We start from the raw sequence: 21,564 nt of genomic DNA, 5'->3' as shown, positions 1-21,564 counted from the left end.
ATAATATTATTGGGGGAATGTTCAGCTGGCAGCGAAAGCAAATAATTGACCACGATTTTTAATCTTGGTCTTTTTATAAATATTTTGGACATGCATTTTTACGGTATTAACTGAGATACTAAGCTCTTTGGCTATTTCTTCGTTGGTTAATCCATGCAATATGAGGGACAAGACTTGCTGTTCTTTTTTGGTGGTCACCGCGAGTATTTTGGCGCGATTACCTGAAGATGGAATACGCTTTCTTTGTAAAATGTATTTGGATACCGCTTTTGGGTGAAAACTAATGTCGCCATCATGTACTTTTTTGATGCTTTGTATTTGCTGAGCGATAGCGTCATCGACACTAATAGCACCATGAAATCCCGATGAAATAAAGATGACTTCTAATTCCACATTCAGCGCAGGACAGAATGCGATATGCAAGTCGCTTTTAAATAATTCGGCAGATAAGCAACCAATATCTTGTAATGGATTCTCAAGATAATGAACCATAATGGTAGTGCCATTTTCGGCATTTGATTTTGTTGATAATGCGTTGTTGGCATTGGTTGAAATTAGATTAAATTCAATCAAATTCGCGAAGTGCCGAAATTGCCCATAAAGGTGATCAGGGAAATCTACGATTAAAATATTATTGCTGAACATGTCACATTCCTTGTTTAAAAACCCAGCATCCTGTTGCTGTCATTTTTTGTTTTCACGACAATATTTCGTTTATATGCTTTAGCTAATATTGTAGAAAATCTATGCGGACCCTAACACGCAATATATAAATAGAAAAGAATTTTGTGTGAATTTTATTCAATGTTATTTTTTTAGTAAACTATATAGGAATATGTTTTTGTTAATCTTTACACAGTATTTGTTCATTTTTATAGCACTCAAAATACAAGCCTACAGACTTTAAACCTATTGCATACGGTAAAGTGACTGTTTTTCGGTGTACACCATATCTTATATCTTAAAGCCGATATTAAGGATGTTGTGGTTGTTACTGCATATGCTTGAGCTTAGCGTTTCGGTTTTCTTGAATGGCTCACTTTACCTTTATTTGCGGTTGGCTTTTTAGGCTTTGCCCCTCTACCTTGCATAAAGTGTTCTGGACCTTCAATTTTATCTCGTAAGCTTTGGTTGGGCTTTTTCTTGGCTTTTTTGGGGGTATTTTTGACTTCCGAAGATGAGTGTTCAATCAATTTCATTAAGGTGCTGAGTTCTTGTTCGTCTAAATCGCGCCACTCTCCTACAGGCAGCCCTTTAAGTGACACATTCATAATTGACTGACGTTCAAGCTTGGTGACTTCAACGTTAAAATGTTCACACATGCGGCGGATCTGACGATTAAGCCCTTGAACTAAAATGATTTTAAATACAAACGTTGAGACTTGTTCAACGTTGCACTTTTTAGTGGTGACACCCAGCATGGGAACGCCTGCTCGCATGCCTTGTAAAAATGCTTCAGTGATAGGTTTATTAACCGTGACCACATATTCTTTGTCGTGATTGTTACCTGCGCGAAGGATTTTATTGACCAAGTCACCATTGCTAGTGAGAAATATTAATCCTTGTGAATCTTTGTCTAAGCGACCTATTGGAAATACTCGTTCACTGTGGTTAACAAAATCGACAATATTATCGCGTTCGGTGCTTTCGGTAGTACTGACTATACCAACAGGTTTATTTAGCACGATAAAGATTAAATCTGCTTCATCACGAGGGGCGATATCATGACCATTAACTTTGACTTTATCGCCTAATTCGACGGCGTCACCAATTTTGGCTCGTTTGCCATTGATAAAAACATTACCTTGTTCAATGTAGCGGTCTGCTTCACGACGTGAGCAAACGCCACTCTCACTAATGTATTTATTTAGACGGGTTGCAGATTCACTCATTGTGGTTCCTTTATCAACATAAACGCGCTGCGAGGGCAGACCTGATCGGCGCTGATAATATCATAAAATAGCAGCACAAAGAGCTAACAGTTTATTATCCCCTGCAGAGGTTATCATCTGAATTCTGGCCTATGTTATAAAAATGAGTCTTACAAATCAAAGCCCAGTTGCGTTGTCGTGTGCTGATGTTGAGGTAGCAAATTGATATCAGTGAGTGGCGATGAGCTGTGTTGCAGTTCTTGTTGAAGTAAACGGTACAAATCGACGGCTAATTGCGGCGCATCGTGATTGTCTGGGGTGTGGATAAACAAATAGGGTTGCTTGTGTTGCGCGATCCATAAAGGTAACTGTTTAAGCCAGTTTTGGAAAAAGTGCACGTTGGCCTCTGCTTGCGGATGACCAATAAAGCGTACTACTGGATTGCTGGCCGTTGCGATTGCATGCACCGGCACATTGGTTTTTTTTTGATGAGCATCGATCACAGCAGAGGTCGTTGGTGGGGCGGCGAATACTGGGCGCGAGTCCATAATAATACGATTGCATTGATGGCTTATCAATAAACGGTTTAATGCTTGTTCGGCTTCTCCTTTGGCAAAAAAGGCGCTATTACGCACTTCTACCCCATAGGTTAACCCTTGGGGTACTTGTGTTAAAAATTGCGCTAATTGTGGCAAAGACTGTGGTCCAAAGCTGGCGGGAAGTTGAATTTTCCACATCCCTGTTCGGCTCATAAGGGGGTCCATTACCCTAAAAAATTGTTGTAAGGCTGGGCCTGCATTTTGTAACCGTAATTCGTGGGTGATATGTTTGGGCAGTTTAAAGGTAAATTTAAAACCGTCATGGGTTGCGGCATGCCAATTTTGGACATTTTGTAATGACGGAGTGGCGTAAAAGGTGGTATTACCTTCTACGGTATTAAATATTTGTGCATAGCGCGCAAGACGATGCGCTTGGCTATTGCCGTATATTGTTTTTTGCCATTGATTTTGTGACCACATGGCTAAACCTAATCGTAATGGTGGATAGGTTGTGGGAGTTGAAGTGCAGCTATCCAAAATAATCCTTAAATTAGCGGTAAGGGCTTTTATATAAAAACACCGATATTGTGGCAATAAAGGCTTAAAAAAACAGTATTTAGTTATTTTGTCTATATCTAATGGCTTTATCCATCTGATAAAATTATCACAAATTAGATCCGCTATGTGTTGAACATCTCAACCAAAAGTATAATGGTGCATTATTGTGATTTTATGCGTTACATGGAGAGTTTGTGTCTAGTCCACATCCTGACAGTCAGTTTGATAATTTTCGACCTAATACATCTTCCGCCAAACCGACTCCGGTTCGTCGCAGTAAAGCGGGTTGGTTATTCATAGTATTATTGTTAGCAACGGCTTATCTCGTCGAATTTGAGGTGCGGACATCGTATTATCAATCTTATTTTTTGCATCAATATGCCACCAAATTAACCTATACATTACGTGATTATCGCAGTAATGCGGTAATTTACCCTAAATATGGCCCGTTTGATGATCGCCATGGTTATAGCCAATTACCGCAGAAAATAGCCCGCTTAATTGAGCGTAATTATCAAATTACTCAGCAAGTGGCGTTTTCACCGATGTTGATGGATTATACCAACATGGGTTTTTTCCCGCCGTATCATGAAAAAGCACAATCAGGCTTATCGATAAAAGATTGCCGTGACATGACGGTATTCGATTTCTCATATCCTAAACGTGTTTATCAACACCAAGATAAGATCCCCTATCAAGTCATTAACACACTATTGTTTATTGAAAACCGCGAAATGTTGAGTCCAGAAGCTAACTATAATCCTGTGGTTGACTGGCCTCGGTTTGTGCTGGCTGGCGCGAGCCAAGTTGCTGGCAGTTTCGGGGCTGATATGTCTAAAGCGGGAGGCAGTACTTTAGCGACTCAAATTGAAAAATTTAGACATTCTAATCATGGTCTAACCTTGAGTATCAAAGATAAGCTATTGCAAATTGGTTCCGCAATAGTGCGAGTGTATCAGCAAGGTGAAAGCACCATTGGCGCTCGTCAACGCATCGTACAAGATTATCTCAACACAGTACCATTATCATCAGCTCCCGGTTTTGGTGAAGTCCATGGTATTGGTGATGGTTTATGGGCGTGGTTCAAAACTGATTTTAATCAGGCTAATCAATTATTATTGAGCCATCATACTCAACAAAATGCGGCACAGCGCGGCAAGGTGTTTCGTCAAGTCGTGGCATTAATGATAGCCCAGCGTCGGCCGTCGTATTACTTACTTCAAGGCCATGACAATTTAGAATCGTTAGTAGACAGTTATTTACGTTTATTGGGCAGTGATGGTCTGATTGAAACGCAACTAATGGTGTCGGCACTTGAGCAAACATTGCAATTTAATACCAGTAAGTTAGCAACCACTAACGTATCTAACAATAAAGGTATTAATGCGGTACGAATTCGTACTGCTGGGATGCTGGGGTTAAGTTTGTATGATTTAAATCGCTACGACTTAGCGATTAACAGCACGTTCCATGGTGATATACAGCAACAAGTTAGCGATTACTTACGCAGCTTAGCCTCTGAGCCAACCGCTGAGCGTATTGGATTGCTGGGTGAGCGTTTACTGTCCGTGCAACAGTTAGATAAAGTACTGTACAGTTTTACGTTGTACGAGAGTACCGACAGTGCCAACCGCGTTCGCATTCAAACCGACAGTATTGATCAGCCGTTTGATATCAATGAAGGCAGTAAATTGGAGCTAGGTTCAACGGCTAAATTACGGGTGTTAGCCACATATTTAGACATTATTGCCGAGTTACAACAGCGTTTTTCGGCCATGACGGTGGCTGATTTGCGCCAAGTGGATGTGGAACGTAAAGACCACATTACGCGTTGGGTCGTCGATTATTTGATGACGACTCGAGATCGCAATTTAACCCGGATGTTGGATGCAGCCTTACTGCGTGAGTATTCGGCCTCACCAAATGAGCGTTTTTTCACTGGTGGTGGTTTACATGTATTTAATAATTTTAATAGCAAAGAAAACAGTCGCGTACCAACGTTATATCAGGCATTACAAGAGTCAATAAACTTGCCATTTGTGCGGCTAATGCAAGACATTGTTAATTACAGCAGTAGTTATAACAGCGAAGGCAGTGTGTCGCAGTTATTGCGTAACGACAAAGATCCTCGTCGTGAAGAATACCTCAAAGCGTTTGCTAAACGTGAAGGCAGTTCGTTTGTAAAACGTTTTTATCGCAAATATCGTCAGCTGGCCCCAGAGCAACGCCTTGAGGTGTTGTTTGACGGGATTCAACAACAAGATCATAAGTTAACGGCTGTTTATCGCTATTTAAAACCCTACGATGGCGTCCAAGAGTTAAAGGCCTTTTTAGTCAAACGCTTACCCGCAAAAGACTTTAGCGAGAAACAAATTAATCTGCTGTACAACAAATACGGTGAAGATAAATTCAACCTTGCGGATCAAGGTTATATTGCTCGGGTGCATCCGTTAGAACTGTGGGTATTGCGCTATTTAAATGACTACCCAGAAACCGGCCTGAGCCAAGTGTTAGAAGACGCGCAACCGCAATTACAAGAAGTGTATCGTTGGTTATTTCGAACCCGCCATCAAAATGCACGCGATGTGCGTATTCAAGTGATGTTAGAGGTCGAGGCCTTTTTAAGCATTCACCAACGTTGGGTAAGAATGGGTTATCCGTTTGAATACATGGTACCGTCATTGGGGTCTGCATTAGGTAGCTCGGGTGATAGACCTGCGGCGCTGGCTGAGCTAATGGGCATTATTCAAAATGATGGTTATCGTTACCCAACGGTCAGAATTGATGAATTACAGTTTGCTAAAGACACGCCTTACGAAGTGACGCTAGTCAACGACAAGCAAATGATCACCCGCGTAATGCATCAAGAAGTGGCCCGCGCGTTAAAGCGGGCGCTGGCAAATGTGGTTGAAAATGGTACTGCCAGAAGGCTCAAAGGTAGCTTGTTGGATAACAACGGCCAACCTGTGGTTATGGGCGGCAAAACCGGTACGGGTGATAACCGCATAGCGACTGAAATTCGTAATGGCCGCAAAGTGTCTTCAACGGCCATTAACCGCACTGCGACGTTTGTGTTCTATTTAGGCGATCATCATTTTGGTACCCTAACGGCGTTTGTGCCAGGGGAGAAAGCTGACGACTTTAGCTTTACTTCAGCACTGCCATTACAAGTGCTTAAAGGCATGATGCCTATTTTATCACCGATGATAAACCAGCAAGAGCAGTGTCAAACTGGCTTATAAGTTTTTGAGTTGAGCTATTTTGTGTGACAAATAAAAAGCTCATGCTTAGCTGCATAGGCTTGTTATTCGATTTAATCTTTTGCTAAACGCCTAACAGACTGAGCATGACAACCACATGGCATGTTACGGCGACAGAGGTTAATATTGTGCGTAATGTGAGATAGCCGTTGGTGGTTGATAATTGTTTGGCTTTAAATTCAACATATAATAAATACAGATGACCACTAGCGAGCAGAATAAGCGCGGATAATACAAACGGAGTTAACAGTGCAATCCAGCTTGCGAGTGCGATAATATTACTAATAATAAGTAACTTAGCGATATTGTCATCTAAGGTTAAGATTACCGCTTTGCCCCAAAGTGAACCGGCAACAAAACTTAAAATAATGGCACTGTAGCTCACAAATCCCAATATAGTATGTTCGGGTGCTAATAGACTATGATTGAACGCCAACACACTGAGAATAATAAAAGGTAAAAGGCCAGCAAAGCCTAACCATTGCCACGTTTTAATGCTTTTCATCCTGTCATCCTTTAATGCATCTTGATACGATAATTCATCGTCAAGCGTGTCGATAAATGAGAGTAATAACCTCAATACTGGATAATAATTGTTTATTAAACAGCCCTTTGTTTCGCGATCTAAGGTGTATCGGCTTACAATAGGCCTGCTATTGATGCGTCAATACGCTATGTTAGCAAAACACATGGCAAGTTTGAGATTGAAGACTTGAAATAAACCCGTTTTTTTAACGATTGATCTCATCTCTTATACAGATTTGAGGTTATATATAATATAAATGATCTTGGTGACACAACATAGAAAAGGCGAACCTGAAATGAATATTTCTCTTCATCCCATTACTGAAGCGGATTTAGATATATTGTTTGAATTTGAACACGACCCTATTGCTAATAAAATGGCAGATTTTCCGGCGCGTAAACGTAAAGCTTTTAACCTGCATTGGCAGCAAAAAGTATTGGCTAATGAAAAGGCTATAGCACAAGGGATTTGGATAGATGATGTTTTAGTGGGTAATGTCGTATCGTGGATTAATACCGACTCAGCCGCAAAGACCGACCCGCAAATGCGTTTAGTGGGGTATTGGATTGGACGTGAACATTGGGGCAAGGGCATTGCCACCAAAGCAGTGGAAATGTTTTTAAAGGAATTTATTTCGAGCCCTGTTTTTGCTTATATCGATAAACAGAACCAAGGCTCAGTAGCAGTAGCGTATGCCAATGGCTTTTTCGACGTTACAGCGCAGTATTCGCAACTCATCAGTAAAGACAATTTACGTTTATTCAGACGTGGTAACGTTTAACATTTAGTGGACTAATGATTGCTGCCGCCACATCCACCACAACAACTGCCACCATTACCTTCTTTTTTGGCAGTGTTTTCAGTTTGAGGCGCTTTGGTTTCTGTTGCATTCGTGTCATCGGCTTTAGGTGCCACATTGCTAACAGGTTCAGTTTGCTTGGCTGGCTTGAAAATACCGCTAATTGAAAAACTCATGGTAATACCTCGTAATAGAGTCACTTGGTGGAATTTCGTGGTGAAAGCTTATGACGAAAGCTAAACATGCTTATTATTTGCATGTATTTAATTGTATAATTCCTACTTTTTTAGTCAAGTATTATCTTTCGCCATAAGCCTAACGTACTTGAGATGTGCTCAACATCACATTTAAGCGCCACTTTTATTGACGAGAATGCTGGCAAGTAAAGCGTAGAGCCTTTGTTTTGACCTGGATGAGTGTGGTAAACAGGCCATCCACATGTTTGGAGTTTGTATGTCTTTTGCCGCGTTATCATTAGATACCTTTTTGGTTAATCGCTTAGCTGAGCTCAATTATCAGCAACCGACCCCTATCCAATTACGCGCTATTCCGGTCATTTTAAGCGGTAAAGATGTGATGGCGGGAGCGCAAACAGGTACCGGTAAAACGGCTGCCTTTGCGTTACCAATACTGCACAATATATTGAGTCGACGTAATGTATCTATTGATCCCCATAGCGGTGCAGAAACACCCAGCGCCAAAGCGGTAATTAGCTGTTTAGTGTTGGTGCCCACGCGCGAATTGGCCCAACAGGTACAGTTGAGTATCGAGCAATACGCCAAAGGCAGTGATATTGGCTGTGTGATGGTTTATGGCGGGGTGAGTATTGGGGCTCAGGTACAACAATTAGCCGCAGGCACCGATATTCTTGTAGCAACACCAGGGCGTTTATTGGACTTATTACGTAAGCGCGCATTGTCGTTGTCGCAGTTAACCCATTTGGTATTTGATGAAGCGGATCGCATGCTGGACATGGGCTTTAAAGATGAAATTGTCGAGGTACTCAAGCGCTTGCCAAGTACACGGCAAACCCTATTATTTTCAGCCACCTTAGATGATCGTATGCTCAGCTTTAGTCGCCGTTTATTGCGCTCGCCGCAAGTGATTGAAGTGGCACAACGTAATACCACCGCTAGCCATATTGTCGAGCGGGTATTTAATGTCGATGCCAACCGAAAGTGCGCCATGCTGTGTCATTTAATTGCCCAAGAAAGCTGGCAACAAAGCTTGATATTTTGCCGTACTAAACAAGGCGCAGACGCATTGGTTAAGCAAATGAAGCAAGCTGGCGTAGCTGCAGAACCGTTTCATGCTGATCTGACTCAAGCCGTGCGCGAACAAGTGTTGGCTGCTTTTAAAGCGGGTGATGTGACCGCGTTAGTTGCCACCGATGTGGCTGCAAGAGGGTTAGACATTAACGAGTTAAATTTTGTCGTTAATATGGAATTACCGTTTCAAGTTGAAGACTATGTACACCGGATCGGCCGAACGGGCCGAGCGGGTAAGCAAGGCCAAGCTATTACCTTATTAAGTGTTGATGACGAGCCGTTACTGACTAAACTCGAAGCCTTTTTAGACCGCCGTTTACCGCAGCAATGGCTGGGCGGATTTGAGCCAGACCTTAATTTGATCGCTCCGGTTACCCGTAAAACAACTAAATCTGCATTAAAACAACAAGCACGTAAAAAAGCCCTAGCGGCATCATCTACTGGCGCTAAAAAACGCTAAAATCTATTTTTATGAGTCGTTAATATTCGTATTTAGTCATCTGTCGTTAGTCGTTAGTCGCCAGTATTAGAATTAGAGTGTGTATATTGATGTCATCAGATGCTGCGGTATCCTGATTGTCTTTTTATTGCCACATTTTTGTCATCCAGTTTGTACCTTGTTGTCACATTAGACGCTTATGTTAATTAACAAATAATTATACCTAATATTTGATCCGTTTTTTTTCAGAGCATAGCTAAGGACAATTTATGAGCAAGGCGACATTTGATCCAACTCGTTTTAACAACAGCAAAAATACTCCTTTCAATGAAGTGATGGATAATCATCTATCTCGTCGTAATTTTGTTAAGCGTGGTCTAGGCCTTAGTGCGATGACTGCGTTTGGCGGATTCGGATTGAGTGCTTGTGGTTCTGATAACGACACCGCAGCGCAAACCCCGACAACGCCTAGTGCCGCTACAGCGCCAGTTGCACCAATTCAGAGTTCTGCGGTATTAGGCTTTGAGTCTATTGCAGGGTCTAAAACCGATGCTGTGGTGGTTCCTGCAGGATATTCAGCTTATGTGCTAGCGCCTTGGGGAACACCATTAAATTCAAAAGCGGCAGCATGGAAAGCCGATGGCAGCAATACCGCTATAGACCAAGCAAACTCTGTCGGGATGCACCATGATGGTATGCATTTCTTCCCGCTGAATGATGCGGCAGATGACGGTTTATTGTGTATCAACCATGAATACATCGACCAAGATGCATTGCACCCAAGCGGCCCAACGTTTGATGCTGATGGTAAGCGCAGCGTTATTGATGAAATCCGCAAAGAAATCAATGCCCATGGTATTTCAGTTGTACGGATTAAATTAGTCAACAACCTATGGCAAGTGGTCGAAAACGACAGCCATAACCGCCGTTTCACCGGCGCAACCGTGATGGATATCGCCGGTCCGTTAGCGTACAGTTCATACCTTGAAACGCGTTATTCTCCCGACGGCAGTCAAGCGCGCGGTACCTTAAATAACTGTGGTAATGGTTATACGCCTTGGGGCACTTATCTAACCTGTGAGGAAAACTGGCCAGGATATTTTGTTAATAAAGGCGCGTTAACCGAGCAACAAACTCGAATTGGTATTTCTACCTCTGATACTCGTTATGGCTGGAACCATTTAGCCGGTGATGACGACGAACGTTTAGACGAGTTTGCTCGTTTTGATGTCACGCCAACAGGCTCAAGCGCGGCGAACGATTACCGTAACGAAGCTAATGGCCACGGTTATATTGTTGAAATTGACCCATACAATCCAAACTCTCGCGCGACTAAGCGTACTGCATTAGGTCGCTTCCGCCATGAAGGTTGTGCCTTTGGTAAGCTTGAAGAAGGCAAACCCATTTCATTCTACTCAGGCCATGATTCACGTTTTGAATATTTATATAAATACATGCCTATGCAGTTGGCTCAGTAAGAATGTATTGGCGTGTGAATTATTGCCAAATTTAACAATCTGTTAGGTATTTCTCTTTCCATTTGTCTACGATTGAACCGATAACAGAACTCGCTCAGGTATTCTTGTAGGTACTTTCCTGAAACACCATGAAATGTCCCAAGTAAAAATGCCTTTAAGTTACCAATGGCAATATGAACCCAAGGCAGCCATTCATCAACAAGCTCACTGGGGGTAACCCTCGCTTCATGTTGTTGAGTCTTATCTATAATGTTCAACGCAGGTAAGCCGTCTGTATGCACTTTTTGCTGTCTCGTTAAGTGTTTGGCAACGAACTTTTCAACACTATCATGGCAAACGCTATTCACAGCCTGCATAGCAATAAATCCAGCTCTTTTTCCTTTGCTTTCAACGGCAACTAAAACAGGTGTTTTACCTTCTGCTCCACGTCCACGCTTGCCCTTCCTTCTGCCACCCACTAACGCATCATCAATTTCAATAACGCCTGACAGTCTATATAAGCTGTCTCTATGGCCCATAGCCGTTCTCAGCTTACTTAATATCAAACGTGCCGTTCGCCAATTAACTTCAATGTGCTTGCTCAATCTTAATGCTGAAATACTGCCTTTATCTGAGCCTAAAAAGTAGATTGCCCAAAACCACTTAGTGATAGGAATACGGCTACCGTGGAATAATGTGTCTGCTGTGACCGATGTTTGTTTATGACATTGACTGCATTCATATACATTGCGGGTTGTAAGCTCATAGGCATGCTCACAAGAGCATCTAGGGCAAACAAAACCATTAGGCCATCTCATTTTCTTAATGTGATTTAAGCAATCAATTTCAGCGCTGAATTGACGTTGCCATTCAAAAAAACTCGTTTCAGGCATTTTCATAGCAAATCTCACTTCTAGTCTTGATTTATACTATAAGAATAGGCCAAAACTGACTCAGATGCATAGGCATGTATAAATATGTCTCTGACGCAGCATGGGATCCCGTCGATGCCAATAGCACAAATCGCTTAACGGTAGGCGATAAGTACATGAATGCCGGGACCTTATATGTGGCTAAGTTTACTGAAGACGGTATCGGAGAGTGGCTACCGCTAACATTAGATGGCGTGACGACAGACGGTAGCACCCTTGCTGGTACTTTTGATTCGCAAGCGGCGATTATCTTAAATACTGCTGGCGCGGCGGATTTAGTCGGTGCGACACCGATGGACCGTCCAGAGTGGACAACGGTTGATCCGTTTACCGGCACTGTTTACTTAACGTTGACCAACAATACCAAGCGTACCGACAGCACTAACGTTGCCAATCCCCGTTTAAACAATAGCTTTGGTCATGTCATTCGTTGGGATGAAGGTGATTCGGCTACTGAGTTTAGCTGGGATATCTTTGTCTTTGGTTCACCTACTGATGGTGATGCCGAAACAAATTTATCTGGCTTAACGGACTTAAACCAGTTTGCTAGTCCAGACGGTGTAGCGTTCGATCAACGGGGTATTTTGTGGGTACAAACCGATAACGGTGCCTCTGAAGTTACTGAAGCAACCAACGATCAAATGTTGGCGATTGTACCTTCGGCCATGCTTGATGCCGATGGTAACCAACAAGTGGTAACGGCTGAAAACCAAACCCAGCTTAAGCGTTTCTTTGTTGGCCCTAATGGTTGTGAAGTCACCGGTTTTGCGATTACGCCAGACTACACCACAGTATTTGCTAATATTCAGCATCCTGGCAACTGGCCATATTCTGATAAAGCTGACCAAGCCACACCAGCTGGCACTTTGGTGCGTCCACGTGCCGCAACTGTGATGATCCGTAAAAATGATGGTGGTGAAGTGGGTATATAATCCGCAGCCATAAATGGGCGGTTACTTAGCGACAATCTAACGTTCGCTGATGTAAATTGCCCATATGTAAACTAGGATAAAACCCTGATAGACTTGCGCTATCAGGGTTTTATGTTTTGTGTATAAAGCATTTTTTGCCAAAAATAGGTTTACAAGGACAGCCATGTTAAACGGAATTCATCATGTCGCGATTATTTGTGCCGATTACCCACGTTCAAAAGCGTTTTATACGCAAGTTTTAGGGCTTAAGATTATTGCTGAGCATTACCGCCAAGCCCGTGATTCTTACAAACTTGATTTAGCCTTACCCGATGGCAGTCAAATTGAATTATTTTCGTTTAATGGCGCGCCGCCAAGACCCAGTTATCCCGAAGCACAAGGCTTGCGTCATTTAGCGTTTAAAGTCGATGATATTAACTCGGTGGTGGTTCATTTGCAGGCTTATGATGTGGTGGTTGAACCGATCCGTATCGACGAATATACCGGAAAATACTACACCTTTTTCAGTGATCCAGACGGCCTACCGTTAGAGCTTTATCAATTGAATTAATGTCAGTTATTTAAACAACTGTTTCTGATGGGTATTAATCCTGTTACGGTGACAGAGCTTTATCAATTGAATTAATGTTAGTTGTTTAAACAACGATTTCTGATGGGTATTAATCCTGTTACGGTGACAGAGCTTTATCAATTGAATTAATGTTAGTTGTTTAAACAACGGTTTCTGATGGGTATTAATCCTGTTACGGTGACAGAGCTTTATCAATTGAATTAATGTCAGTTATTTAAACAACTGTTTCTGATGGGTATTAATCCTGTTACGGTGACAGAGCTTTATCAATTGAATTAATGTTAGTTGTTTAAACAACGGTTTCTGATGGGTATTAATCCTGTTACGGTGACAGAGCTTTATCAATTGAATTAATGTTAGTTGTTTAAACAACTGTTTCTGATGGGGATTAAACCTGTTATCAGCTAATGACAAGGTGAGTGATTCATTCTGTTACGGTGACAGTCCGCTTGTTAATGCGTGCCATCACCGTTTATGAGACTAATTTACCACCATTTGGCCAGTATAAAGCACAAAGTTACGTAACAGTATTACACCTAATAAGCTCAGACAGGCGGTTCCGGCAACATAGGAATACTTGCGCTTTGAAGTGGCAGTCATAAATAAATTCATCGCTAATGGTGCCGACAATCCTAATCCCATAATACCGAACCAAAATACCAATCCCCAAAAGCCTTCACCGATAGCATTAAATGCTGCTACCTTGCTTTGACCACCACTGAAGACTAAACCTAAAAAGAAGGTAAATATAAGTAACATCTCGCCTAATATCAGTGGGATCTCTACTTTATGGATAAATCGCACTTCCTGACCATTAGGACTACCTTTAAGTAACACACCACCCAGTAGCGATGCTGCAGCACCTGAAGACAAGCCCGAAACTAAAAACAGCAGGGGTAACACAGGGGTATTCCACATAGGGAAGTGAGGTTGAGCCGATAATAGAAATCCGGTATAGGCCCCTAATGACACAGAGAATATGACCAGTAAACCGGTGATACCTGCTTCATAACGGGCTAGCATACTCGTTAGTTTACCGACAATGGGTAAACGGGTTTTGCAAAAATCATCAATAGGTTGTCGGAATGTTATTGCAATCCAAGCATACATAAACACTTGATAAAGCATTAAGATCAACACCCCCATAGACATCACTGAGGTGGGATTATAAAACACCAGAATTTTCCAAAAATCCCAAGGTTTGGTTAAATCTAATACCAAGATCCCCAAGCCTGCTAAGACGGCAATCGCCGCAACAATACACGCTGCTTGGACAAATCCAGACTGATAAGCTTTTTCTTTAAGGCAAACATGTTTTAGCAACACCGCAAAGAACATTGCACCTGCGGATGCCCCAGCTAAAAACAGGTATATGGCAATGGGCCAATGCCAGACCAAGGTGTCAAAATGGAAAGCACTCATAATATAATCTCCCCTTGCTTCGCTTTGATACGAAAGAGTTTAGGTCGGGTGCCTAAATCTAGTTTAGAGCGCTGAGTTGGATTAGCTTTTAATAGCGCAACCAGTTCAGACTCGGGATCTTTAAGATTGCCAAACACCAGTGCTTTTGTAGGGCATGCTTCTACACATGCTGGCTGTTTACCCTGTTTGAGATTGGTTTCACGGCAGAAGTCACATTTGTCCGCTGCTTTGGTCACTGGGTTAATAAATCGCACTTCATAAGGACAGGCTGCAATACAGTATTGGCAACCAACACATCTATCGGCGTTGACCGAGACAATACCGGTTTCTTTATCGATAAAGGCGGCACCCGTCGGGCAGACGTTAACGCAAGGCGCATCTTCGCAATGCTGGCAAGAATGTCGAGTAAAATGATAAAACTGATTAGGGTATTCTCCAAACGGGCCCAATCTTTCGATGCTTAGCCGCGTAACGCCCTCGGGTACATGATTAACTTCTCTACAGGCTTCCACACAAGCATTACAGCCAATGCATTTGGTCTCGTCGTGAAGCATGGCGTATTTTGTATTGTTTGTTCCTACGGCCGTTTCGGCATTGGCCTGGTTGCTACTGAGCGGATATACCGACACGCCGGCAACCAATGCGCAGGTGCTTTTAAGGAAATGTCTTCTTGAATTTTCCATGATTAGTTACCTCTGCACCGTGTGGCAGTTGCGGCACACATTACTGCGATCTTTTACACTTAACCCCATCATAGGGTCAGATTTAGGATGCAATTTATGGCAAGATGTACAGCTCGTTTTTTGTGCGTGTACGTTATGAGTCCACTCTGCTTTGGCTAATTTTTTAACGGTATGGCATTTAAGACATACGCCATTTTTAGCGTCAATTGTGATGTCGTTTTCCGAAGAGAACACCATCAAATCATTAGGCTTCCTAGGGTGATTGCCTTTTTCACCATGGCATGAACTGCAGCTCATTTTTAGCCGGTCTTGGGCATGATTGCCTTGCATTGAGCCATTGCGTTTATGGCATTTCATGCATGAGTCATTATTAATTTGCTCAGTAGAGTCCGCGCTATTTGCTTCATGACTGATAAGTGTAAGCGACAATAAGCCTACATATAACATCAGTAGCCAGTAATTCCGGGACATAATCAGCCCTCTTTACAATAATTGATTAATACAAAATATCGGGTGAAAACAGTTTGTTATCACCCGACAGGGTCTTCATACCGGTAGGGATTGCTTTAGCATTTGCATGTCGTAAGGTTTGCCTCGAACGATTTCAACTAACTTAATGTTGAATTTTTCGAACAAACTTTTTGCGTTAGCATCATCTTGCTCACTGAAATCAGAGATAACTAATTTCACTTCTGACGAGTCATGGTCAATCACAACATAATCGAATCGCGCATGATTTTCGGCTGCGGTTTGGGCATCCATTTCAAACACGGTATCGATTGGAACGTTGCAACAAACGTCATATTTTCCTCCCACCATTGTTTTTAGTGATTTTAAAAAGTCAAAGCTTTGAGTATCAAAAAGCATTTTCTTAAACTTAATTGCGTGATCCTCTGTATCAGGTTTAAAGAACTTTATACAAGTCATAATGAAAACAACCAATATAAAAGGAACTGCGATAAACAACACAGAGTATATAAACGCATAACTTAAAAAGACTGAAGTAATCATATAAGCCTCCAAAAAAATCAGTTTTTAATTTATTGTTTTATGAATCATCAATACGTCATTGATGTACGATTAATACTATCCTTATGTTTAATTAATTAATTGATCGTAATCAATTAAATGAGGTGATTTTAATTTATTTGATTGTAGTTATGATCTGGCTCTTATTGCTTTTATTGGTATTATTAATTAATAGGTTATTGTTTTTGATTAATCAAATTAAGTAATGGCATTTGTCATTTAGTTTTAATTAAAGATAGTGAAAATAATAAGTGATAAATTAATAAACTAAAATGTGTAAATGCAACTTATCAAAATCTATTTTGTTAAATCGGATATTTCAGTTCCTGAAATCAACGTCCGCAGCTAATGTATCGTTTGTTCAAATTTAATATATGATAAATGATATTTAAAATAACTCAAATTTAATGATCTGGAATAAGTAATAGGTGGAAAATTAAGATAATGTTATGAATTATTAGGGGAAAGGTAGAATATTAGGCTATATAACTCAAAAGGAGCGTTTCAGATGAGACAGATTGACTTAGATAAATTAGATTTATTAACATTGACTATATTAGTGAGCCTTTATGAAAATAAGTCCGCCACTCATGTTTCTAGGATTTTGGATGTGCCAGCTTCAAAAATAAGTCGTTGTTTACAAACGGCAAGATCTATTTTTGGTGATGAACTCTTTATAAGAAGAAAATATGGATTAGTCCCCAATGATTTTGCCGGCAAAATTTATCCGATTGCAAAAGAAATTGTTGATTGCTCAAAGAATTTTAATCGGATGAATAGTTCAGAATCGTCACATAGTCGATACTTTGAATTGGTTATGCCTGGAATGATTGCTTATGCCTATCCACGAGCATTAATGCAGGAGATTAAAGGTCATCATAAAGACATTCATATCAATGTGAGTAACTGGAATAGTCATTCCCTAGAGAACGTTGCGAATGATCCTAACAGTATTGTTACATTTTGCTGCAAAAACCCAGAAGAGATCCTTTGTTTTAACCAAAATTTGCAGATTGAAGTGCTCGCGACATTTACCCAATTATACTTAATAAGCTGTAAAAACCACCCCATTTTAAAACAAGAAATCAACTTAGAAAGCATTGCTTCATATCCTTATATCAATACCTTTATCGGGATCCAACCAGCAACACTTAACCCATTTCAGGAGTATTGTCGGATTAAGGATTTGCCTCTTCATAACGAAATGACCATTACTGGTGTATCTTCTTTATTTGATTATCTTTCAGATTGTAAGTCACTGGCTTTGACACCCTATAAAGCGGTTTACGATATGCTAGACGAGGACTCTGGTTTACATGCTTGTCAGTTATCTGAATGTGAAGTAAATCGTATTTTTGAAGTTGCAGAACCATTAAAGCTAGTCTTAGTGACTCATCCTAATGCAGAAAATGAAGATGCGACGTGGTTAAAACAGCAGATCCGCGAGTTAACCCATGAGCTTGTTTGAAAAATAAAGTCTACGCAGTTTTTGTTTACGCTATAAATGCATTATCGATATATGTTTCGATGTGAACCCGCGTATTTCATTTTTGTCTTACTATTATCTTTTTTCTGACTATTATCTGTCGACCCTCTGAACCGTTAATCGCTATTGAATAATGATTTATTTTGCTGTAGGAAGCTATTTAAAATATAGCATTAACTTAACTTTTTAGAATGAATTTGAGTGAATGATTTTAGCTTAAATCTTTAAAAATTAACTCCCGAGTATTTTTTATATTCTATTTTTTGATTTACAAATTCATTTCAATAGGCATATTAATTACATCTTATGTAATCTTTTTGCATGCATTTTATTTACTTGTTCTATAGCCATTATTGCTGGCATTTTTGTTAATGATGTTAATGCTATAAATGTATAATGTGGTATTTGTCGTTATCGATAATAAATATGTAAATTACATATTTATTATACTGCAATTTAGAAATGTAAAATATTTGCGGTAATCTTGGTGATACTATCGATATTTGATAAATGTAAATGGTAAATATAAAAATCTAGATATTATTTTTAAGGTATGCAGTACAAAGGAATAAGAGGTTAATCGTTTTATCACAAATACTATTAAAGCTTAAGCTAATATAGTTAAGTTGGCATTATCCTTTAGTTACTCGTTAAATCCAAATTCAGATAATATTACTAATCATCAATTAGACTGATTTATTGATGAATTCATGCATTTATACCTTGTAACAGTAACCGTATGATTATAAGTAAGTATTTTTTATATTATCGTTAAGACTTGTTGTTAAACATGAATACATGTGTCACCGCATGGAGTATTGCGACACTTAGCATCAATAACCCTAAACTGACCCACAAAACGCTAGGTTTAGGATCAATGAATAGCGGGCTACATCGATATGTTTATCGAGCAATTGATAACAGCAAAATGCTTTATTGATTAACCGATATCGTCGTAACATCCCTGATCAGTTTTCAAGCGCTTTATAGACATATTTACGCTAAGTTAATTTTCTTGTCTCCCATTGTTATGTACTGGGGAAAATGACGATATGAGTCAATGGCTGTAAGTAAATAAGGATATGACGTGGGCACAGCTGAGTTAACTTCGATTACACTAACCAAAAGCCGTTCTTTTCTAAAAGGAGCATTAGCGGTGATGCCGCTTACAATAGCCGTGGTCCCTTGGGGCATTCTAGCGGGTTCATTTGCGCTCGAAGTTGGCCTCACTCCTGTTGAAAGCCAAGCGATGTCGGCCATTATCTTCGCCGGCAGTGCCCAATTGGTCGCCCTTGGGATGATAAAAGCCGGTATTGGTATCGGCAGTATTTTGATCACCACCTTACTTATTACCTCTCGGCATTTACTGTATGCCATGGCCATGCGCACTCATATTAGCCCGTTACCGCTTAAATGGCGTTTAGGCCTGGGCTTCTTGCTCACCGACGAACTGTTTGCTATAGCCAATCAAGCTCATAAAGGTGATACGCCAGCGCAACATCAGTTTGATCGCTGGTATGCTTTAGGCGGTGGCTTAACCTTTTATATCGGGTGGAATATTGCCACTTTGCTCGGCATTGTCGCAGGTCAGTCTATCGACAATTTAGATGAGCTGGGGCTCGACTTTGCCATCGCAGCCACCTTTATCGCCATTGTGGTGCCAACAGTTAGCAAGCCATCTATTTTGGTGTGCGTATTAGTGTCGCTTACCTTAGCGGTGGTGTGCGCGGTATTTACCATTCAAGCAGGGCTGCTTATTGCGGCAATCTCGGGCATGGCAGCAGGCATGACTTATGCCAAACTCACTAACGAGGGTAATTCGGGTAGTGCCGTTTCGAATACCGCTCATTCGGGGTCGTCTCAATCGGCCGCAGCTCATTCAGTTACTGCTGATCCGGCCGCAGAAAGCTCAGTTACAGTAAACAAGGATGAAAACCTATGACTTGGCTGATTATTTTAGCAATGGCTGTGGTGGTATTTACCAGCAGGCATTTATTACTTGAGCCTAAACTGCCCATTCGCTTAGGTAAAAACACCTTAACGTTTTTAAGTTATTCAGCCCCTGCGGTACTGACCGCCATACTCGCGCCGATTGTGTTTGTGCCAGAAGGCCAACTGGCTATTAGTGTGCACAATCCTTATTTAACCTGTGCGCTGGTGGCGACAGTGCTGGCTTACGTGACCCGCAACACCTTGCTAACGACAGTACTCAGTATGGGATTGTTTTTTATTTTGTATTAGCCCCAAATAGATGGCTAATTGTTAACTGACATTCTGCAGCGCAATAGATTAGAATAACCGTCATATTACGGATCAATTAGAGTTGAGTCATGCACGTACACATTTTAGGGATTTGTGGCACTTTTATGGGCGGTTTAGCCCTGCTTGCCCGCGCAATGGGCCACAAAGTGACGGGTAGCGATGCCAATGTTTATCCGCCGATGAGCACCCAGCTTGAACAGCAAGGTATCGAGCTAATTCAAGGCTTTGATCCGGCGCAATTAGGCAAAGAAGGCGACAATCAACCAGACCTAGTGGTTATTGGTAATGCCATGAGCCGGGGCAATCCTTGTGTTGAAGCCGTATTAAATCGCGGCATAAAATACACTTCCGGACCGCAGTTTTTGTCTGAACATATTTTGCCAGAACGTTGGGTTTTGGCTGTATCTGGTACACACGGTAAAACCTCTACTTCAAGCATGCTCGCGTGGATCCTTGAATATTGCGGTTATCAACCCGGTTTTCTAATTGGTGGCGTGCCGCAAAACTTTGGCGTATCAGCTCGTTTAGGTCATTCGCCATTTTTTGTGGTTGAAGCCGATGAATACGACAGCGCCTTTTTTGACAAACGCTCTAAGTTTGTTCATTACCATCCACGTACGCTAGTGATCAATAATCTTGAATTTGATCATGCCGACATTTTTGCCGATCTCGCGGCTATCCAGCGCCAATTCAATCATGTTATTCGAACGGTACCTGGCGAAGGCAAGGTGATTTGGCCTAGCGATGTTGAAGCGGTACAACAAGTGATTGATATGGGCTGTTGGAGCGAACAAGAAATTTATTCTAAAGCCGCAACCATAGCCACGGATGTCGCCCATCATCCCGTCACGCCTTCAGCGAGCCAAGGTGAACCGAGTGCTTGGCAGTCGCGTACTATTGCCGACGATGGCCATGAGTTTGAGGTGCTGTTAAATGGCACATCGCAGGGGATATTAAACTGGGCTTTGATAGGTCAACACAATATTGAAAACGCCATTATGGCGATAGCGGCAGCACGCCATGTGGGCGTAGCACCAAATCATGCCATTGAAGCGCTAACGCAATTTAGTCCACCAAAGCGTCGTTTAGAGCTATTAGCAACAGTCAATGGTGTGTCGGTGTATGACGATTTTGCTCATCATCCCACGGCCATAGCCACCACACTTCAAGGGTTACGAGCCAAAGTAGCTAGCAGTAACAATGCTAATGGTAAAATTATTGTGGTGCTAGAGCCGCGCTCAAACACCATGAAAAGCGGCGTACATAAAGACACCTTAGCCAATTCGATGGCATTAGCCGATGTGGGCTATTTATATCAAGCAGACAATATTGATTGGGACATAAACGCCAGTATGGCCAATGCGCCCATCCCGGTAACTGTGTGTCACAACATTGAAGACATTATTGCCTCGGTAGCTAATACCGCAAGCGATGGCGATACCGTGGTGATCATGAGTAATGGGGGCTTTAACGGTATCCACCAAAAAATTATTAAGGCGTTAGCGTAACCGCTATCACCAACAGAGGGGA

Annotated in this window: 18 protein-coding genes and 2 pseudogenes; 10 read left to right on the top strand and 10 right to left on the bottom strand. The window is 41.4% G+C overall.

Annotated features, from left to right (window positions below; genetic code table 11):
* Positions 1–21 precede the first annotated feature (21 nt).
* The 3 genes from EGC80_RS01230 to EGC80_RS01220 form a co-directional block, all read right to left on the bottom strand.
* Complete coding sequence (locus EGC80_RS01230) at positions 22–645, bottom strand: response regulator transcription factor (protein ID WP_124014208.1); 624 nt, start codon at positions 643–645, stop codon at positions 22–24.
* A 365-nt stretch (positions 646–1,010) separates the two neighbouring features.
* On the bottom strand, positions 1,011–1,892 hold the full coding sequence (gene rluF, locus EGC80_RS01225) for a 23S rRNA pseudouridine(2604) synthase RluF (protein WP_124014209.1): 882 nt from the start codon (positions 1,890–1,892) through the stop codon (positions 1,011–1,013).
* Between the two features lie 149 nt (positions 1,893–2,041).
* A complete protein-coding gene (locus EGC80_RS01220) occupies positions 2,042–2,947 on the bottom strand; it encodes a DUF72 domain-containing protein (RefSeq protein ID WP_407695560.1) in 906 nt (301 codons plus the stop codon).
* A 215-nt stretch (positions 2,948–3,162) separates the two neighbouring features.
* Here EGC80_RS01220 and EGC80_RS01215 point away from each other — a divergent pair, with 215 nt between their 5' ends.
* Positions 3,163–6,210: a transglycosylase domain-containing protein gene (locus tag EGC80_RS01215; protein WP_124014211.1), complete on the top strand. Its 3,048-nt coding sequence runs from the start codon at positions 3,163–3,165 to the stop codon at positions 6,208–6,210.
* Between the two features lie 82 nt (positions 6,211–6,292).
* Here the strand turns inward: EGC80_RS01215 and EGC80_RS01210 are convergent, their stop codons facing one another.
* On the bottom strand, positions 6,293–6,733 hold the full coding sequence (locus tag EGC80_RS01210; RefSeq protein ID WP_101032851.1) for a DUF3429 domain-containing protein: 441 nt from the start codon (positions 6,731–6,733) through the stop codon (positions 6,293–6,295).
* Positions 6,734–7,049: 316 nt separating this feature from the next.
* Between EGC80_RS01210 and EGC80_RS01205 the strand changes: the two genes are divergently transcribed.
* Positions 7,050–7,535, top strand: coding sequence for a GNAT family N-acetyltransferase (locus EGC80_RS01205; protein WP_157822216.1), 486 nt, complete (start codon positions 7,050–7,052; stop codon positions 7,533–7,535).
* Between the two features lie 11 nt (positions 7,536–7,546).
* Here EGC80_RS01205 and EGC80_RS01200 read toward each other — a convergent pair whose 3' ends face one another.
* Positions 7,547–7,729 carry a hypothetical protein gene (locus tag EGC80_RS01200; protein WP_124014212.1) on the bottom strand — a complete coding sequence of 61 codons (183 nt, stop codon included), beginning with the start codon at positions 7,727–7,729 and terminating at the stop codon, positions 7,547–7,549.
* Between the two features lie 277 nt (positions 7,730–8,006).
* Between EGC80_RS01200 and EGC80_RS01195 the strand changes: the two genes are divergently transcribed.
* Positions 8,007–9,281 (top strand): DEAD/DEAH box helicase, encoded by a 1,275-nt coding sequence (locus EGC80_RS01195; RefSeq protein ID WP_101032848.1) that lies wholly within the window; start codon positions 8,007–8,009, stop codon positions 9,279–9,281.
* 248 nt (positions 9,282–9,529) lie between these two features.
* A pseudogene (locus EGC80_RS01190) lies at positions 9,530–10,717 on the top strand (PhoX family protein); the annotation flags it as partial.
* A 14-nt stretch (positions 10,718–10,731) separates the two neighbouring features.
* Here the strand turns inward: EGC80_RS01190 and EGC80_RS01185 are convergent.
* Entirely contained in the window at positions 10,732–11,616 is an 885-nt protein-coding gene (locus tag EGC80_RS01185) for an IS1595 family transposase (protein ID WP_124693443.1), read from the bottom strand.
* A gap of 68 nt (positions 11,617–11,684) precedes the next feature.
* Between EGC80_RS01185 and EGC80_RS01180 the strand changes: the two are divergent.
* Positions 11,685–12,581, top strand: a pseudogene (locus tag EGC80_RS01180) (PhoX family protein); the annotation flags it as partial.
* Between the two features lie 163 nt (positions 12,582–12,744).
* Entirely contained in the window at positions 12,745–13,131 is a 387-nt protein-coding gene (gloA2, locus tag EGC80_RS01175; RefSeq protein WP_124014270.1) for an SMU1112c/YaeR family gloxylase I-like metalloprotein, read from the top strand.
* 501 nt (positions 13,132–13,632) lie between these two features.
* Here the strand turns inward: gloA2 and nrfD are convergent.
* The 4 genes from nrfD to EGC80_RS01155 all read right to left on the bottom strand — a co-directional run bounded on the left by nrfD (position 13,633) and on the right by EGC80_RS01155 (position 16,268).
* A complete protein-coding gene (nrfD, locus tag EGC80_RS01170; protein ID WP_124014271.1) occupies positions 13,633–14,574 on the bottom strand; it encodes a cytochrome c nitrite reductase subunit NrfD in 942 nt (313 codons plus the stop codon).
* Positions 14,571–15,257, bottom strand: a complete 687-nt coding sequence (locus tag EGC80_RS01165; RefSeq protein WP_124014272.1) for a 4Fe-4S dicluster domain-containing protein — start codon at positions 15,255–15,257, stop codon at positions 14,571–14,573. Before EGC80_RS01165 ends, nrfD begins: the two co-directional genes overlap by 4 nt.
* Before the next feature lie 6 nt (positions 15,258–15,263).
* On the bottom strand, positions 15,264–15,728 hold the full coding sequence (locus EGC80_RS01160) for a cytochrome c3 family protein (protein ID WP_101032843.1): 465 nt from the start codon (positions 15,726–15,728) through the stop codon (positions 15,264–15,266).
* Between the two features lie 75 nt (positions 15,729–15,803).
* On the bottom strand, positions 15,804–16,268 hold the full coding sequence (locus EGC80_RS01155; RefSeq protein ID WP_124014273.1) for a DUF2726 domain-containing protein: 465 nt from the start codon (positions 16,266–16,268) through the stop codon (positions 15,804–15,806).
* A 526-nt stretch (positions 16,269–16,794) separates the two neighbouring features.
* Between EGC80_RS01155 and EGC80_RS01150 the strand changes: the two genes are divergently transcribed.
* The 4 genes from EGC80_RS01150 to mpl all read left to right on the top strand — a co-directional run bounded on the left by EGC80_RS01150 (position 16,795) and on the right by mpl (position 21,542).
* Positions 16,795–17,754: a LysR family transcriptional regulator gene (locus tag EGC80_RS01150; RefSeq protein WP_124014274.1), complete on the top strand. Its 960-nt coding sequence runs from the start codon at positions 16,795–16,797 to the stop codon at positions 17,752–17,754.
* A gap of 1,105 nt (positions 17,755–18,859) precedes the next feature.
* The gene (locus EGC80_RS01145) at positions 18,860–19,714 is read left to right on the top strand and encodes an AzlC family ABC transporter permease (protein ID WP_233768579.1); all 855 of its coding nucleotides are present in this window, start codon (positions 18,860–18,862) and stop codon (positions 19,712–19,714) included.
* On the top strand, positions 19,711–20,013 hold the full coding sequence (locus tag EGC80_RS01140; RefSeq protein WP_101032841.1) for an AzlD domain-containing protein: 303 nt from the start codon (positions 19,711–19,713) through the stop codon (positions 20,011–20,013). The genes EGC80_RS01145 and EGC80_RS01140 overlap by 4 nt, the downstream gene beginning before the upstream one ends.
* An 89-nt stretch (positions 20,014–20,102) precedes the next feature.
* The gene (mpl, locus tag EGC80_RS01135) at positions 20,103–21,542 is read left to right on the top strand and encodes a UDP-N-acetylmuramate:L-alanyl-gamma-D-glutamyl-meso-diaminopimelate ligase (RefSeq protein ID WP_124014275.1); all 1,440 of its coding nucleotides are present in this window, start codon (positions 20,103–20,105) and stop codon (positions 21,540–21,542) included.
* Positions 21,543–21,564: the final 22 nt, after the last annotated feature.

The sequence above is a fragment of the Shewanella psychromarinicola genome (assembly GCF_003855155.1).
In the GTDB taxonomy this organism is placed as follows: domain Bacteria; phylum Pseudomonadota; class Gammaproteobacteria; order Enterobacterales; family Shewanellaceae; genus Shewanella; species Shewanella psychromarinicola.
The sequence above is the reverse complement of the archived record's forward strand: the minus strand, read 5'-3'. Positions and strand labels throughout refer to the sequence as shown.

Excerpts from the sequence above, each read along its gene's own strand:
- EGC80_RS01200 (WP_124014212.1), bottom strand. The coding sequence starts at position 7,729 with ATGAGTTTTTCAATTAGCGGTATTTTCAAGCCAGCCAAGCAAACTGAA.
- EGC80_RS01205 (WP_157822216.1), top strand. The coding sequence starts at position 7,050 with ATGAATATTTCTCTTCATCCCATTACTGAAGCGGATTTAGATATATTG.
- rluF (WP_124014209.1), bottom strand. The coding sequence starts at position 1,892 with ATGAGTGAATCTGCAACCCGTCTAAATAAATACATTAGTGAGAGTGGC.
- EGC80_RS01230 (WP_124014208.1), bottom strand. The coding sequence starts at position 645 with ATGTTCAGCAATAATATTTTAATCGTAGATTTCCCTGATCACCTTTAT.
- mpl (WP_124014275.1), top strand. The coding sequence starts at position 20,103 with ATGCACGTACACATTTTAGGGATTTGTGGCACTTTTATGGGCGGTTTA.
- EGC80_RS01140 (WP_101032841.1), top strand. The coding sequence starts at position 19,711 with ATGACTTGGCTGATTATTTTAGCAATGGCTGTGGTGGTATTTACCAGC.
- EGC80_RS01165 (WP_124014272.1), bottom strand. The coding sequence starts at position 15,257 with ATGGAAAATTCAAGAAGACATTTCCTTAAAAGCACCTGCGCATTGGTT.
- EGC80_RS01210 (WP_101032851.1), bottom strand. The coding sequence starts at position 6,733 with ATGAAAAGCATTAAAACGTGGCAATGGTTAGGCTTTGCTGGCCTTTTA.
- nrfD (WP_124014271.1), bottom strand. The coding sequence starts at position 14,574 with ATGAGTGCTTTCCATTTTGACACCTTGGTCTGGCATTGGCCCATTGCC.
- gloA2 (WP_124014270.1), top strand. The coding sequence starts at position 12,745 with ATGTTAAACGGAATTCATCATGTCGCGATTATTTGTGCCGATTACCCA.
- EGC80_RS01150 (WP_124014274.1), top strand. The coding sequence starts at position 16,795 with ATGAGACAGATTGACTTAGATAAATTAGATTTATTAACATTGACTATA.
- EGC80_RS01160 (WP_101032843.1), bottom strand. The coding sequence starts at position 15,728 with ATGTCCCGGAATTACTGGCTACTGATGTTATATGTAGGCTTATTGTCG.
- EGC80_RS01185 (WP_124693443.1), bottom strand. The coding sequence starts at position 11,616 with ATGAAAATGCCTGAAACGAGTTTTTTTGAATGGCAACGTCAATTCAGC.
- EGC80_RS01155 (WP_124014273.1), bottom strand. The coding sequence starts at position 16,268 with ATGATTACTTCAGTCTTTTTAAGTTATGCGTTTATATACTCTGTGTTG.
- EGC80_RS01195 (WP_101032848.1), top strand. The coding sequence starts at position 8,007 with ATGTCTTTTGCCGCGTTATCATTAGATACCTTTTTGGTTAATCGCTTA.